The sequence below is a fragment of the Vibrio sp. D420a genome, from assembly GCF_030248625.1.
Lineage (GTDB): Bacteria > Pseudomonadota > Gammaproteobacteria > Enterobacterales > Vibrionaceae > Vibrio > Vibrio fortis_A.
In genome coordinates this window covers 1-14,368 of record NZ_JAHGAN010000074.1, presented here as the reverse complement: position 1 = coordinate 14,368, position 14,368 = coordinate 1, and the positions used below count along the sequence as shown (strand labels likewise).

Sequence of the window (14,368 nt, the reverse complement as noted above, 5' to 3'; positions counted from 1 at the left end):
CCGTGTTTATCCAAACACGGCCCGCGGAAAATCAATATTGTTTTTCTTTAGTCTTCGAGTAACTTCTGCAATAACACGCCGTTGAGCATGGCACGCTTGATCATCGCGAAAGCACCCATTGTCGGATGTTTATCGATCTCAGATGCTACAATAGGCAAGCCGCTATGGAAAGTCGTTAGCGATTGATTCTCTACATTGCGCTTAATTGCGGGGAAAACAATGTCTTGAGCTTTAGTAATATCACCAGCAATGATCACTTTTTGTGGGTTAAACAAGTTGATCGTCATGGCAATCGCTTTGCCTAGTTGGTTACCAACGCGAACCAAGCTCTGTTTCGCCAGTTCATCACCATTCATCGCGTGGTCACAAACATCTTGAATTGTGATGCGCTCAAGCTCAGTTAGAGAGGACTCGTAACCTTGCTTAATAAGCTTTTGAACGCGCTCCACGATAGCTGGGTTTGCTGCAACGGTTTCTAAACAACCAAAGTTGCCGCATTGACACTGCTCACCCAGTGGGTCGATTTGAATATGACCAATCTCACCAACGTTACGGTTATGCCCTAAGAACACCTGGCCGTTAACGATGATGCCCGCTCCTGTACCACGGTGAACACTGACTAGGATAGAGTCTTGACTGTCTTGGCTTGCACCAAAGTAATGTTCTGCTAAAGCCATACCACGAACGTCGTTGCCTACGAAACAAGCAACGTGGAATGTGTCGCGAATAATGTCGCTAAGGGCTAGGTTATCGATATCGGTATTTGGCATGTACTCAACCACACCCGTTGTCGGGTTTACAAGGCCAGGTAGGGTAATACCGATCGCAATCAATTGGTCGATTTGATACTGCTGCTCAGCAACAAAAGATTTAAGGGTCGTCAACAAGCCTTCCATCAAATCGGACTGATCTGAGTAATTTAGGTCTTCTTGAACAAAAGCCAGTTCACGACCGCCAAGGTCATGAAGGCTAAGTTGGATATAATCTCGGCCCAAACGAACAGCGATGGAGTGAAAAGGTTCCACCTCTGTCGTTAGGGAGATAGCGCGCCTACCGCCAGTAGACGCTTGCTGCGCGACCTCTTTGATAAGGCCACGTTCTAATAATTGGCGGGTAATTTTTGTAACACTTGCTGGTGCGAGTTGGCTTACGTCAGCCACTTGTATACGACTGATAGGACCTTGCTGGTCTATTAGTCTATATACCGCCGCACTGTTTAGTTGTTTAACTAAGTCTACGTTACCTATTTGTCCGCCATTCATACTTAATTGTGCTCGTATTGTCCGTTAACAACAGTCGCTTTTACATTGAAGTCTCTATCGAATACAGCCAGGTTAGCTACCATGCCTTTCTTGATTCGACCTAGCTTATTTTCCACACCCATCGCTGTTGCTGGGTACAGAGTCGCCATGCGCAGAGCTTCGTCTAAAGCGATTCCAGCGTGCTCAACTGTGTTCTGTATTGCTTCAATCATAGTCAGAGCTGAGCCGCCCAGTGTGCCGTTCTCATCAACACACTTACCATCTCGGTAATATACTTTCTTACCGACAAAAATAAAGTATTCCATGTCAGCACCTGCAGGAGCTGTGGCATCCGTCACTAATACAAGCTTTTCTCCCTTGATTTTATGCGCAATACGGATGTTTGCGTAATCAACGTGGAAGCCGTCAGCGATAATGCCGGCGTAAACTTCTGGCGTATCGTAGATTGCGCCTACAACACCTGGCTCACGACCAACCATTGGTGTCATCGCGTTGAATAGGTGTGTTGCGAATGTGATACCAGATTCAAAGCCTTTACGCGCTTCAGCGTAAGTCGCATTGGTATGACCGATAGAAACTACAACGCCAGCTTTGTGTAGGCGTTCAATATGCTCAGGGTCGTTTAATTCAGGGGCCAAAGTAACTTTAGCAACGAGATCGCGGTTTTCGCAGATTAGATCGATCATCTCGCTGTCTGATTTGCGAATGTGGTCGACGCTGTGAATACCTTTTTTCGCAACGTTAAGGTAAGGACCTTCTAGGTGTAAACCAAGAGATTGGTTTTGGTATTGGTTGTGGTATTCACGAGCAGCAGTGATGACTGCGCGCATATCTTCGTCTGAAGAGGTAATCAGTGTTGGTAGGAAACTAGTACAGCCAGACTTAAGGTTAGCTCGATGCATAATCTGCATAGTCTCTGCTGTGATTTCATCGTTAAGCATCACACCACCACAACCGTTAAGTTGTAGGTCAATAAAGCCCGGGCTTAGGTTAGCACCGTCTAGGTCACGAACCTCAATACCGTCTGGCAGTTCAGCAACAGGGCAGACTTGCTTAATCAGTCCGTTTTCAACAACAACTGCGTGATCGGTGAGAACATCACTACCAGTGTAGATTTTACAGTTACTTAGCGCGTACATAGTCAGCTAATCCTTATTTCGTGAGATCTTTAAATTTTGTTCGTTACCTAAATGTCGACTTAGTTTGCAAACATCATTTACGTAACGATTTAACTTTTTTAAATCGGCAAGCTTCAAAGTGAAGTGCGAATTAAGCCATTGAAAATACAGTAAACAAATACGTTGTAGCCTTTCATTAGGCGGCCTGGTTATTGATTATTAGTGAGGCAAAGAAAGCGGGTGCTACCTATGCATTGGCCTAATGTTTAGTGTCGAATTTTATCTGTAAATCTTCATTTTTTTGAATGATAAAATAAGTTTTATGATCTCGCTAGCAAAAACCTTGGGATTTGGCAAAAACTGGTGATTAGGATCACAAATGATAAGGTTTTAATTTGCGGAGCAAAATTAATTGAATACACTGATTAGGACTAAATTGAGCGACTAAAATAAGTTTCTCAAACGAATTCTAAAAATCCTATAGGGGGAAACAACAGGTGAATATTCTAGGATATGCACAGAAGCTGGGTAAAGCGTTAATGCTTCCTATCGCAACGCTTCCGATTGCGGCGCTTCTACTACGTTTAGGTCAAGGCGATCTACTTGATATTCCATTCATGGCGCAAGCTGGTGGTGCTATCTTCGGTAACCTACCGCTGCTATTTGGTCTAGGTATCGCAATTGGTCTTTCTAAAGACGGTAACGGTGCAGCAGGTCTTGCTGGTGCCGTTGCTTACTTCGTACTAACTGCGACAGCAACAACAATCAATGCTGACGTAAACATGTCTTTCTTCGGCGGTATCTTCGCAGGTATCATCGCAGGTCACTCATACAACGCTTTCCATGCAACACGCCTTCCTGAGTGGCTAGCATTCTTCGCAGGTAAACGTCTTGTGCCTATCATGGCCGGTCTATTTGCGTTAGTTGCTGGTGCAATCTCTGGTGTGGTATGGCCTGGTGTTCAATCTGGTCTAGATGCACTAGCTCACGCAGTATCAACGTCTGGCGCTATCGGTCAGTTCGTATACGGTACTCTTAACCGTGCACTTATCCCTGTAGGTCTACACCACGTATTGAACTCGTACTTCTGGTTCGGTATGGGTACTTGTCAAGAAATCGTAGTAGCAGGTTCTGCTGGCTTCGAAAGCTTCAAGCAACTTTGTGTTGACCCAGCTCTAGCGAAAACTCTAGTTGTTGGTCAAGAGTACACATTCAACTTCGCGAACTCTGTAAACCCAGAAATCACTGCAGTTGTTAAAGAAGTAACTGAAACAGTTAAGTCTGGTGACCTACACCGCTTCTTCGGCGGCGACAAAGGCGCTGGCGTATTCATGAACGGTTTCTTCCCAGTAATGATGTTTGGTCTACCAGGTGCTGCTCTAGCAATGTACCTAGCAGCTCCAGCTGAAAAACGCGGTCAAGTTGGTGGCGCACTATTCTCAGTAGCATTCTGTTCATTCCTAACAGGTATCACAGAGCCACTAGAATTCATGTTCGTATTCCTAGCTCCTGCTCTATACGCAATGCACGCTGTATTCACTGGTCTATCTCTAGTAATCGCTAACATGTTCGGTACGCTTCACGGCTTCGGTTTCTCTGCTGGTCTAATCGACTTCGTATTGAACTTCGGTCTAGCGACTAAGCCAATGACGCTACTATTCATCGGTCTAGGCTTCGGTGCTCTATACTTCTTCACATTCAGCTTCGCAATCCGCGCTTTCAACCTGAAGTCGCCAGGTCGTGAAGATGACGAAGAAGGTGCTGCAGCAACTGACGGTGAAGCGCCAAAAGGTGACCTAGCTCGTCAATACCTGAAAGCTCTAGGTGGTCACGAGAACCTAACTTCAATCGACGCTTGTATCACTCGTTTACGTCTAACTCTTAAAGACCGCTCAGTAGCTGACGAAGCTGTTCTTAAGAAACTAGGTGCTAAAGGTGTGGTTAAACTAGGTGAAAACAACCTACAGGTTATCCTAGGCCCACTAGCTGAAATCGTTGCTGGCGAAATGAAAGCAATCGGTGCAGGTGAAGACCTATCAGACGTTAAACTTCCTTAGCCGCTTTCGCGTAGAGCAAATCACTCACGCAACAGCCCAAAGAACTAAGTAAGTCGAAATTGAAGCCTCCCTTATGGGAGGCTTTTTCGTATCTGGCTTTGGCGCTGGAATCATTCAGCGTTCTATTCTTCATCGAATAGCAGAAATATTCTCAATAAACTGATGGTTCTTATTGTGTAAAGCCTAAGAATTGTGGATGATTAGCAACAATGATCTTTCTATCCTAGGCTTGAGTTAAAAGCGCTGTTTCTAGAACAGAAAGAAGAATTTTTCTCTGACAATACTAAATACATAGAGGTGCTATAGATGAGTGAAGCTGAGGCTCGTCCATCGAATTTCATTCGCCAAATTATTGATAAAGATTTAGCGGATGGTACACACACTAGCGTGCATACTCGTTTCCCGCCGGAGCCGAATGGTTACCTGCATATCGGTCACGCTAAATCTATCTGCTTGAACTTTGGTATTGCTCAGGACTACCAGGGACAATGTAATCTTCGTTTCGATGATACAAACCCTGAAAAAGAAGACGTTGAATACGTTGAGTCAATTAAGAATGATGTAAGCTGGTTAGGCTTCGAGTGGTCTGGTGACATCTGTTACTCATCAAACTACTTCGATACGCTTTACGCTTACGCTGTCGAATTAATTAATAAAGGCTTAGCGTACGTTGACGAGCTAAGTCCTGAGCAGATCCGTGAATACCGTGGCACGCTAAAAGAGCCTGGTAAAGCGAGTCCATACCGCGATCGCAGCCCTGAAGAGAACCTAGCGCTATTTGAAAAGATGCGTGATGGTGGCTTTGAAGAAGGTAAAGCGTGTCTGCGTGCTAAGATCGATATGAGCTCGTCGTTCATGGTAATGCGCGATCCAGTTATTTACCGTGTGCGTTTTGCTCACCACCACCAAACTGGTGACAAGTGGTGCATTTACCCAATGTACGATTTCACGCACTGTATTTCTGATGCACTAGAGGGCATTACGCACTCTATCTGTACTCTAGAATTCCAAGACAACCGTCGTCTATACGATTGGGTGCTAGATAACATCACAATTGATTGTCAGCCACGTCAGTATGAATTCAGCCGTCTAAACCTAGAGTACACGGTGATGTCTAAGCGTAAGCTGAACACACTTGTGACTGAAAACCTAGTTAATGGTTGGGACGACCCACGTATGCCAACAATCTCTGGTCTGCGTCGTCGTGGTTTCACGCCTGCGTCGATCCGTGAGTTCTGTAAGCGTATCGGTGTAACGAAGCAAGAGAACATGATTGAATTCGGTTCGCTTGAATCTTGTATCCGCGACGACCTTAACGAGAACGCGCCACGTGCAATGGCTGTACTGGATCCAGTTAAGATCGTGATCGAAAACTACGATGCGGACAAAGTGGAAACACTAACGGTCGCAAACCACCCGAACAAACCTGAAATGGGCACTCGTGAAGTACCATTTACTCGTGAAGTTTGGATTGAGCGTGATGACTTCCGTGAAGAAGCAAACAAGAAGTACAAGCGTTTGGTTCTAGGCAAAGAAGTTCGCCTACGTGGTGCTTACGTGATTAAAGCTGAACGTATCGAGAAAGATGCTGAAGGTAACATCACAACGATTTTCTGTTCTTACGACGATGAAACGTTAGGTAAGAACCCAGCTGATGGCCGTAAAGTAAAAGGTGTTATCCACTGGGTATCTGCTGATAAAGCATTACCAGCAGAGATTCGTCTGTACGATCGTCTATTCACAGTAGCTAACCCAGCGGCTGCGGATGACTTCGCTGCAACAATCAACCCAGACTCTCTGGTTAAACTGAACGGCTTCGTTGAACCTAGCTTAGCAGAAGCAGCTCCTGAGCAAGGCTTCCAATTTGAGCGTACAGGTTACTTCTGTGTTGACTCAAAAGACTCGAAAGCAGACGCGCTAGTATTCAACCGTACAGTTGGTCTGCGTGATACTTGGGGTAAAACAGAAGCTTAATTGCATCTTCTGTTAGACACATTAAAAGCCGGCATAATTGCCGGCTTTTGTGTATCTGTAGATTTAGTATCAATTTATTGATTAGGATCTTGTTGAGTGACTTCTCCAGTGCGCGAGTTGTACCAAAACACGTAGCCTGCATTAGTTGGATCGCTGTCGAAATCGACTCGCGTGTAGATGTAATAGCAGATTGCGAGCTTAGTTTGAGGAGAGCCATCTTTTGCAACAAATGAGAGATTTTGGCGACGCGTTACAAAGTCAAAGTCACTTGATTGGCTAGGATCTGTGGTAGCTGTTAAATCCGTTGTCATAATAGCATCCCAAATTGAGACGCAGCCCTGATCTCCTTGACCAATATTGTAGGGCTGACCCATTGGATTGCCCTTATCTACCCCTAGTGGATAACCGACATCGTTTATATCCAGCTGTGCGTTGCCATCTTCGTCTTCTCCAAAGCCGGGCATGTCATTCATTTCGGCATTGCCGCCGCCACTCACTAGCCATTTGCTGTGTGCGAAGGTGATTGCGCTTTGAAATTGTGATTCAGCACCTTCAAACAGAGCGATTCGACTATCATCTTGGATATTAAGAAAACGAGGCAGGGCAATGACCGATAAAACAACGATAATAACGACCGCTACCAGCATTTCGATGAGGGTGAAGCCTCTATAAGATGCTTTTGAAATATCCTTTTTCATAGCTCTCCAAATAAAAAACGCTGACCAAGGCCAGCGTTTTTTCTATTTCTTCGGTTTGTGCGCGTCTGGGTTGCCTTTGCAATCACCCGTCATGCTCTTACCGTAAAGGTACAAACTGTGGTTTGTTAGCTGAACGTTGTAACGCTTAGCGATCTCTTTTTGTCTCTCTTCGATGATGTCGTCTGAGAATTCAATCACTTCACCACAGTCTAAACATACAAGGTGATCGTGGTGATGCTGCGTTGATAGTTCGAATACAGACTTACCGCCTTCGAAGTGGTGGCGAGTTACAATGCCAGCGTCATCGAATTGGTTAAGAACTCGATAAACGGTCGCAAGGCCAATCTCTTCACCGAGGTCGATTAGCTTTTTATACAAGTCTTCAGCACTAATGTGTTGGCAGTCTGGCTGTTGTAATACTTCTAGAATTTTGAGCCTTGGGAGGGTCACTTTAAGACCAGCATCTTTTAGCGCTTGATTGTTGTCTGACATATACTTTCCTGTTGATGATCTGCAGCAATTAACAGAATTCAATATTCCCATTATTATAGGATACTCGACCACAACAATAAACCACGAACTTCAAAGGGTTACTCACTTACATCACAATCTGTTTTGTAAAATCTAAATATCTCTCTTATATTGGAGGTACGACCAGTTATTATGGTGGTGAATAAAAAACAGAACATGGAAGATCGTAATGAATAAGCAACTCGCTAGAATCTACAAACCCAATATCGTTAAGTTTGCGCTCAACATCTGGCCGCCTTTTTGGGGCGCAGGAATCAAAATTGCCCACATTAGCCCTGATTTCCGAGTTGTAAAAACCGTATTGAAGCTACGTTGGTGGAACAAAAATGCCAATCGCACTCAGTATGGAGGGAGCATTTTTTCTCTTACTGATCCAGTTTACTCATTGATGTTAATGGGAATTCTTGGTGAGCGTTATTATGTTTGGGATAAAGAAGCGAGCATTAACTTTATCAAGCCAGGTCAGTCGGATCTGTATGCCGAGTTTGAAATTAGTCAAAATCAGTTGGATGACATTTATCGTCAGACTCAACTGGGTGAAAAGTGTTTCCCAGAGTTCATTATTTATGTAAAAGATAAAAAAGGGCAGGTGGTGTCTGAAATCCAACGTACGCTCTACGTAAGGAAGAAACCACAATTTAGGGAAGACGATGAACCTGTTGAGGCCTAACTAATCGTATTCTGTAAAAAGTAGAAACAAAAAAACCTCCGCTTGGGAGGTTTTTTAATATGTTCAGTTAGCTTAAAGACGGATTAGTCTTCTAGCTCTGCTAGACACATCTCTTCGTGGATTTGCTTAACCCAGCTTGAAACGCGCTCGTCAGTTAGCTCTGGTTGACGATCTTCATCGATACATAGACCAACGAATTGGCTATCGTCGCCTTCAACAAGTGCTTTAGATGCTTCGAACTCGTAACCTTCAGTTGAAGTGTAACCTAGAATAGTACCGCCTTTCGCTTCAACGATATCACGGATAGTACCCATAGCATCACAGAAGTACTCAGCGTAGTCTTCTTGGTCACCACAACCAAAGATAGCAACTAGCTTAGTTGAGAAGTCGATAGCTTCTAGCTCTGGGAAAAAGTCATCCCAATCACATTGTGCTTCACCGTAGTACCAAGTTGGGATACCTAGAAGAAGCAGGTCGAAGTTATCGATGTCTTCTTTGCTGCTTTTTGCAATGTCTTGAACGTGAACGAGCTGCTTGCTCAATTGCTTTTGAATCATCTTTGCAACAGCTTCAGTGTTACCTGTATCGCTACCGAAGAAGAGACCTACACTTGCCATAGAATCATTACCTTTCATTTTGTCTGTTGTCGGTGTAATAAAGTTTGGACCAGAATCAACCGATTCCTGAACCTTCCCAGCTCACTTGAATAATTCCCTTGGCGATAAAACCTGCGCAGCCAAGGAACAACACTAACCATACGATGCGACGACCAAATGCCGGAACATTACCCTGTTTCAGAACGTCTTTGATTGCCATACCGATTAGAAAGAAAATCGATGCAAATAGAAGATCTAAACCAATAGATTCAATGATGTTCATGTAGTCGTAAAGCATGGGAACCTTATATACCAATTTTGCTTGGGCGCACTATATCACTGTTGTGGGATAAAGTTAATCAACAGAAATCGCTGACTTCTCATTTATCTATTGATATAGAGATTGTTCTTTCAAAAAGCCGAGACTATTAGCTCAAAAACTTGCGAATAGCTCTGAGGACTTCTTTTGGTTTCTCGGCATGCAGCCAGTGACCAGTATTGGCAATGACGTGCGCTTTTACATTAGAAAACTGCTGCTGAACCATAGGTTGATGTTCTGGCATCAAGTAGTCAGAGTTGCCACCTTTAATCAGTAGAGTTTTGACGCTAGTTTTCTCAATTGGTTCCCAACCAATAATGTTGGCGTAATTGGCCTCTAGCGATGCAACATTAAATCGCCAAACCATTATCCCATGTTCGTTTTTGTACAATGACTTGGTCAAAAACTGTCGTACGCCGTCAATTTCGATATGACGAGCCAATACCTCGAGCGCTTCAGAACGAGAAGTTGGTTGCTCTTTAATAACAGCATTCAAACCTGCAAGAACATTGTCATGGCGGTTTTGCGTATAAGCGACAGGTGCCATGTCGAGTACAATGAGTTTATCGATATCTGTTAATTCAGTCAGTGCCATCGCAACCTTGCCACCCATTGAGTGACCTATAACGATAGGATTAGAGATGTTGAGTGACGCCAAAAGCTGCGCTACATCCTCGGCCATTGAACGGTAATCGTGGGTGCCGCTGTGCGGGGATACACCATGGTTACGTAGATCAATACTTAGAACCTGATGGTCGGTTCTAAGATCGCGAGCAAGTAGGCCTAAATTATCCAGATTGCCGAACAATCCATGGATCAAAACGATGGTGTGACCCTCACCTTCCAATTTATAGTTGAGCTGTACTGACATTTTTATCTTATTCATGGTGGGTTTGACGTAGAGTATCCGCGCGGATCTCGCTATAATCCCCCAGAGTTTAAACATTGAGATTGTGAAAAGCGAATGAAAACAATTGAGGTTGATGAGGACCTATACCGTTATATCGCGGGTCAGACAGAACGTATCGGCGAAAGTGCTTCAGATATTCTGCGCCGCTTATTGCAGGTGGATAACCAAGGCTTGGCTCCGGCTGAAGAGATCGTGGAGCCGAAAGGTATCGTTGTGAGTAAGGAAGTAGGCTTTACTCCAGAGAAGCTGGATGGCGTAAAAGAGATGCGCTCACTGCTTATTTCAGATGAATTTGCCTCTTTAAAGAAAGCCATTGATCGTTTCATGCTGGTGCTATCAACACTGCATAAAATTGACCCAGCGAGCTTTTCAGAAGCGACTCAAGTAAAAGGTCGCAAACGTGTTTACTTCGCAGACAATGAAGCGACACTATTGGCTAACGGTAACACCACTAAGCCAAAAGCGATTCCGCAGAGCCCGTTTTGGGTAATCACCAACAACAACACCAGTCGTAAGAGACAGATGGTTGAACAGTTGATGAGTCGCATGAATTTCCAAGCTGAACTAATAGAAAAAGTAACAGGTTCAATCTAAGGAAATCTGATTTAAACCTCATAATATCCATGTTAAAGAAGATATTATGAGGTTTTTTTGTTTTTTAATTTTGTATATAAGGATGTCAAAATGGCTATGCACCCTCGTGCCGGGCAGAAAGCTCAGCAGGAAGATCTTCATAATATCCCGGCTTTAGTTGCGAACTATTTCTTACAGCAACCGGATGCGTCTAACCCAGATCATAAAGTACAGTTTGGTACTTCTGGTCACCGTGGTACAGCAGACAAATCAACATTTAATGAAAATCACATTCTTGCTATTGCTCAAGCAGTAGCAGAAGTGCGTGCAGAGCAGGGCACGACAGGACCTCTGTTTGTAGGTAAAGATACACACGCGCTCTCTGAGCCAGCATTCTCTAGTGTTGTTGAAGTACTGGTTGCCAATGGCGTTCAAGTAATCACTCAACAAGACAATGGCTACACACCAACACCGGGTGTTTCTCATGCGATTCTAACGTACAACCTTAAGCACGAAGATAAGGCTGACGGCATCGTTATTACGCCATCTCACAACCCACCGCAAGATGGTGGTATCAAGTACAACCCAGTACACGGCGGTCCTGCGGAAGCTGAGCTGACTCAAGCTATCGAAGATCGTGCAAACGTTCTGATCGCAGAAGGTCTACAGGGTGTGAAACGCATGTCTCTTGTAGAAGCGAAAGCATCTGAACTGTTTGTAGAGATGGATCTTGTTAAGCCATACATCGATGATCTAGTTAATGTCATCGATATGGAAGCAATCCAAAAAGCGAACCTAAAAATTGGTGTTGATCCACTAGGTGGTAGCGGCATCGACTACTGGCGTCAAATTGGTAAGGCATACAACCTTGACTTAACTTTAGTAAGTGAAGCTATCGACCCATCGTTCCAATTTATGTCTCTAGATAAAGATGGCGTGGTTCGTATGGACTGTTCCTCTCCTTACGCAATGGCAGGTTTGTTAGCGATTAAAGATGAGTACGACCTAGCATTTGGTAATGACCCAGATTACGACCGCCACGGTATCGTAACGCCAAAAGGCCTAATGAACCCGAACCACTTCCTAGCGGTATGTATCGATTACCTATACCGTCATCGTGAAGGTTGGGGCAAAGACGTCGCTGTTGGTAAGACATTGGTATCAAGTGCATTGATTGACCGCGTAGTTGCAGACCTTGGTCGTGAACTGTGTGAAGTTCCAGTAGGCTTTAAGTGGTTTGTGGATGGTCTATACAACGGTACGTTCGGCTTTGGTGGTGAAGAGTCTGCGGGTGCATCATTCCTACGTAAAGACGGCACACCATGGTCAACAGACAAAGATGGCATCATTTTGTGTCTTCTTGCTGCTGAAATTACCGCGGTAACGGGTAAGAACCCACAAGACTACTACGAAGAGCTAGCGGCAAAACACGGTGAGTCTAAGTACAACCGTATTCAAGCCGTTGCTAACGGTCCTCAAAAAGACGTACTTAAAAAGCTATCGCCAGAGATGGTTGCAGCAGAAACATTAGCGGGTGATGCAATCACTGCTCGTCTAACGCACGCCCCTGGTAATGGTGCAGCAATCGGTGGTCTTAAAGTGACAACTGAAAACGGTTGGTTTGCAGCTCGTCCGTCAGGCACTGAAGATATCTACAAGATCTACTGTGAAAGCTTTAAAGGCGAAGAGCACCTGAAGCAAATCGAAGCAGAAGCTCAAGAGATCGTTAACCAAGTGTTTGCTGCTGCAGGCCTATAATCGATTTTAGCTAGATAATAAGAAGGGTTGATGTGAAAGCATCAACCCTTTTTTGTGCCACTTTGAAAATGGTCTTATCCATGTGGCCAGCGCTCTGGCATCACGAACCAGAATTGCCCAGACTGTGTTTGGCCATGTACGAAGCGATCACCAAACTCTGTAATGGGTGATTGCTTGAAATTCTCAGTACCTGACGCCCATTGGTTTTTGGTAAGTGGGTATAGCGCTTCCTCAATTAAGTGGGCTTGATTTTGATAACACCAGTAGCCGTTTACTTGTGTGGGGTTAATTTCATAACCTAAACAATGAGTTGGAACTTTTTGTTCAAGAAACGGGTTAGTATACAAGCGGCCTTGCATTAACAGATGTTGCGATTGAATATCGAGGTCAGGGTATTGAGCGCGAAATGCTTCAGAACAAGACATTTGCAGCTGGTGGCGAAGCATACGATCAAACTTCTTGTCGAGTTGGTCATGCGCATTAGGACCGTACCAAGTATCTTCATGAAGCAGATAAAATTTAATTGCCACTTCCCAATGCTCTAATTGAGCGTTGCGCTTATCTTCTAGAATAAAGTCTATGGCACCCAATGTTCGACCACCTACATTGATTTGGATTTCATCATGAGCAATGGAGTAATGTGGTGAGTTTTCGAATAGGGTCTGGCACAAATGCTGATAAACAAATCCTAATCTCGGATTGCCTTGATAATGGTGGTCATTTGGAAGTGATTGTGACGATACAAATTGTGTTAAATCACTGACGGGTTGCTTGCACTCTAATAGTGGCGGTGAATCCATGATCCATTGAAAAAATCGTTGTAATGACGCCATCTATTCCTCACTGATTGGCTAAGGTCGTCCGACCCAAGTATGCTTTCGACATTCTACCCGTAAATTGATATAACCACGTTATCAAAAATGTAAGCTGGAACAAGCAATGAATAACCTACAATTAGAAAAAATTCTTAATGAGAAGCTGCAACCTCAACAGATTAAAGATTACAGCCCGAATGGTCTACAAGTCGAAGGAACGCCTGAAGTAACACGCATTGTTACAGGTGTTACTGCCTCACAAGCTTTAATTGACAAGGCGGTTGAGCTAAATGCAGATGCACTGCTTGTTCATCATGGTTACTTCTGGAAAGGTGAGCCTGAGCCGATTCGTGGTATGAAGGGTAAACGCATCCGCACTTTGATTAAGAATGACATCAACCTTATGGGTTACCACTTACCCTTGGACATTCATCCGGAATTAGGTAACAACGCAGAGCTGGCTCGACTGCTTGATATCGAGGTAGAAGGCGGTTTAGAAGGGCACCCACAATCAGTCGCTATGTTTGGTAAGCTACGCAAACCAATGACAGGTGCTGAGTTTGCGGAGAAGATCAATCAAGTTTTGAATCGTGAGCCACTGCATATTGCTCCGGAAAACGCCGATAAAATGATTGAAACAGTCGGTTGGTGTACAGGTGGCGGCCAAGACTACATTGAGCTTGCTGCAGCGAACGGCTTAGATGCATTTATTTCGGGTGAGATCTCAGAACGCACAACGTACTCTGCGCGTGAGCAAGACATTCATTACTTTGCAGCAGGGCATCATGCAACAGAGCGCTACGGCATTAAAGCGCTAGGTGAGTGGCTAGCAAAAGAGCATGGCTTCGATGTTGAGTTTATCGATATCGATAATCCGGTATAAGAGCAGATACGGGATGAGGGATACGAGTAGAGAGTATCCCTTAAACCTTTGAGGAACTTCGTAAGTTTTTCTATACGCTTCGTGAGATCCCCAACTCGCTCTCGGGGATAACGAGCAACTATAAATTTGTATCCGCCGATGTGATGCGCCAGTCAGAACACTAAAGGGTTATATCTGAATCTGTCATTCCCTAGACTGACGAAG

14 protein-coding genes are annotated in these 14,368 nt (G+C 44.4%); 6 read left to right on the top strand and 8 right to left on the bottom strand.

The window, feature by feature from the left end:
• Positions 1-47: 47 nt before the first annotated feature.
• Together KI743_RS23800 and nagA are read right to left on the bottom strand one after the other, a co-directional pair.
• Positions 48-1,262 (bottom strand): ROK family protein, encoded by a 1,215-nt coding sequence (locus KI743_RS23800; RefSeq protein ID WP_032551845.1) that lies wholly within the window; start codon positions 1,260-1,262, stop codon positions 48-50.
• 2 nt (positions 1,263-1,264) lie between these two features.
• Positions 1,265-2,401: an N-acetylglucosamine-6-phosphate deacetylase gene (gene nagA / locus KI743_RS23795; RefSeq protein ID WP_285468517.1), complete on the bottom strand. Its 1,137-nt coding sequence runs from the start codon at positions 2,399-2,401 to the stop codon at positions 1,265-1,267.
• Between the two features lie 476 nt (positions 2,402-2,877).
• Here nagA and nagE point away from each other — a divergent pair, with 476 nt between their 5' ends.
• Both nagE and glnS read left to right on the top strand, forming a co-directional pair.
• On the top strand, positions 2,878-4,437 hold the full coding sequence (gene nagE, locus KI743_RS23790) for an N-acetylglucosamine-specific PTS transporter subunit IIBC (protein ID WP_032551847.1): 1,560 nt from the start codon (positions 2,878-2,880) through the stop codon (positions 4,435-4,437).
• 306 nt (positions 4,438-4,743) lie between these two features.
• Positions 4,744-6,411: a glutamine--tRNA ligase gene (gene glnS, locus KI743_RS23785; protein WP_150893795.1), complete on the top strand. Its 1,668-nt coding sequence runs from the start codon at positions 4,744-4,746 to the stop codon at positions 6,409-6,411.
• 74 nt (positions 6,412-6,485) lie between these two features.
• On the opposite strand, the gene KI743_RS23780 is transcribed toward glnS, so the two are convergent.
• Positions 6,486-7,109: a prepilin-type N-terminal cleavage/methylation domain-containing protein gene (locus KI743_RS23780; protein ID WP_285468516.1), complete on the bottom strand. Its 624-nt coding sequence runs from the start codon at positions 7,107-7,109 to the stop codon at positions 6,486-6,488.
• Between the two features lie 42 nt (positions 7,110-7,151).
• Complete coding sequence (fcrX, locus tag KI743_RS23775) at positions 7,152-7,601, bottom strand: ferric iron uptake transcriptional regulator FcrX (protein WP_032551849.1); 450 nt, start codon at positions 7,599-7,601, stop codon at positions 7,152-7,154.
• A gap of 208 nt (positions 7,602-7,809) precedes the next feature.
• Here fcrX and KI743_RS23770 point away from each other — a divergent pair, with 208 nt between their 5' ends.
• Positions 7,810-8,310, top strand: coding sequence for a DUF4442 domain-containing protein (locus KI743_RS23770; RefSeq protein WP_152469113.1), 501 nt, complete (start codon positions 7,810-7,812; stop codon positions 8,308-8,310).
• 83 nt (positions 8,311-8,393) lie between these two features.
• Here KI743_RS23770 and fldA read toward each other — a convergent pair whose 3' ends face one another.
• The 3 genes from fldA to KI743_RS23755 all read right to left on the bottom strand — a co-directional run bounded on the left by fldA (position 8,394) and on the right by KI743_RS23755 (position 10,096).
• Complete coding sequence (gene fldA / locus KI743_RS23765; RefSeq protein WP_150869066.1) at positions 8,394-8,927, bottom strand: flavodoxin FldA; 534 nt, start codon at positions 8,925-8,927, stop codon at positions 8,394-8,396.
• Between the two features lie 55 nt (positions 8,928-8,982).
• Positions 8,983-9,204 (bottom strand): DUF2788 domain-containing protein, encoded by a 222-nt coding sequence (locus KI743_RS23760; RefSeq protein ID WP_032551852.1) that lies wholly within the window; start codon positions 9,202-9,204, stop codon positions 8,983-8,985.
• A gap of 130 nt (positions 9,205-9,334) precedes the next feature.
• On the bottom strand, positions 9,335-10,096 hold the full coding sequence (locus tag KI743_RS23755) for an alpha/beta fold hydrolase (RefSeq protein WP_285468518.1): 762 nt from the start codon (positions 10,094-10,096) through the stop codon (positions 9,335-9,337).
• A gap of 93 nt (positions 10,097-10,189) precedes the next feature.
• Here KI743_RS23755 and seqA point away from each other — a divergent pair, with 93 nt between their 5' ends.
• Positions 10,190-10,729, top strand: a complete 540-nt coding sequence (gene seqA / locus KI743_RS23750; RefSeq protein ID WP_032551854.1) for a replication initiation negative regulator SeqA — start codon at positions 10,190-10,192, stop codon at positions 10,727-10,729.
• Positions 10,730-10,819: 90 nt separating this feature from the next.
• Positions 10,820-12,466, top strand: coding sequence for a phosphoglucomutase (alpha-D-glucose-1,6-bisphosphate-dependent) (pgm, locus tag KI743_RS23745; RefSeq protein WP_285468515.1), 1,647 nt, complete (start codon positions 10,820-10,822; stop codon positions 12,464-12,466).
• 74 nt (positions 12,467-12,540) lie between these two features.
• On the opposite strand, the gene KI743_RS23740 is transcribed toward pgm, so the two are convergent.
• Positions 12,541-13,299, bottom strand: a complete 759-nt coding sequence (locus KI743_RS23740; protein WP_285468514.1) for a DUF1853 family protein — start codon at positions 13,297-13,299, stop codon at positions 12,541-12,543.
• 106 nt (positions 13,300-13,405) lie between these two features.
• On the opposite strand from KI743_RS23740, the gene KI743_RS23735 reads away from it, so the two are divergent.
• A complete protein-coding gene (locus tag KI743_RS23735; RefSeq protein ID WP_285468512.1) occupies positions 13,406-14,164 on the top strand; it encodes a Nif3-like dinuclear metal center hexameric protein in 759 nt (252 codons plus the stop codon).
• The last annotated feature ends 204 nt before the right edge of the window (positions 14,165-14,368 follow it).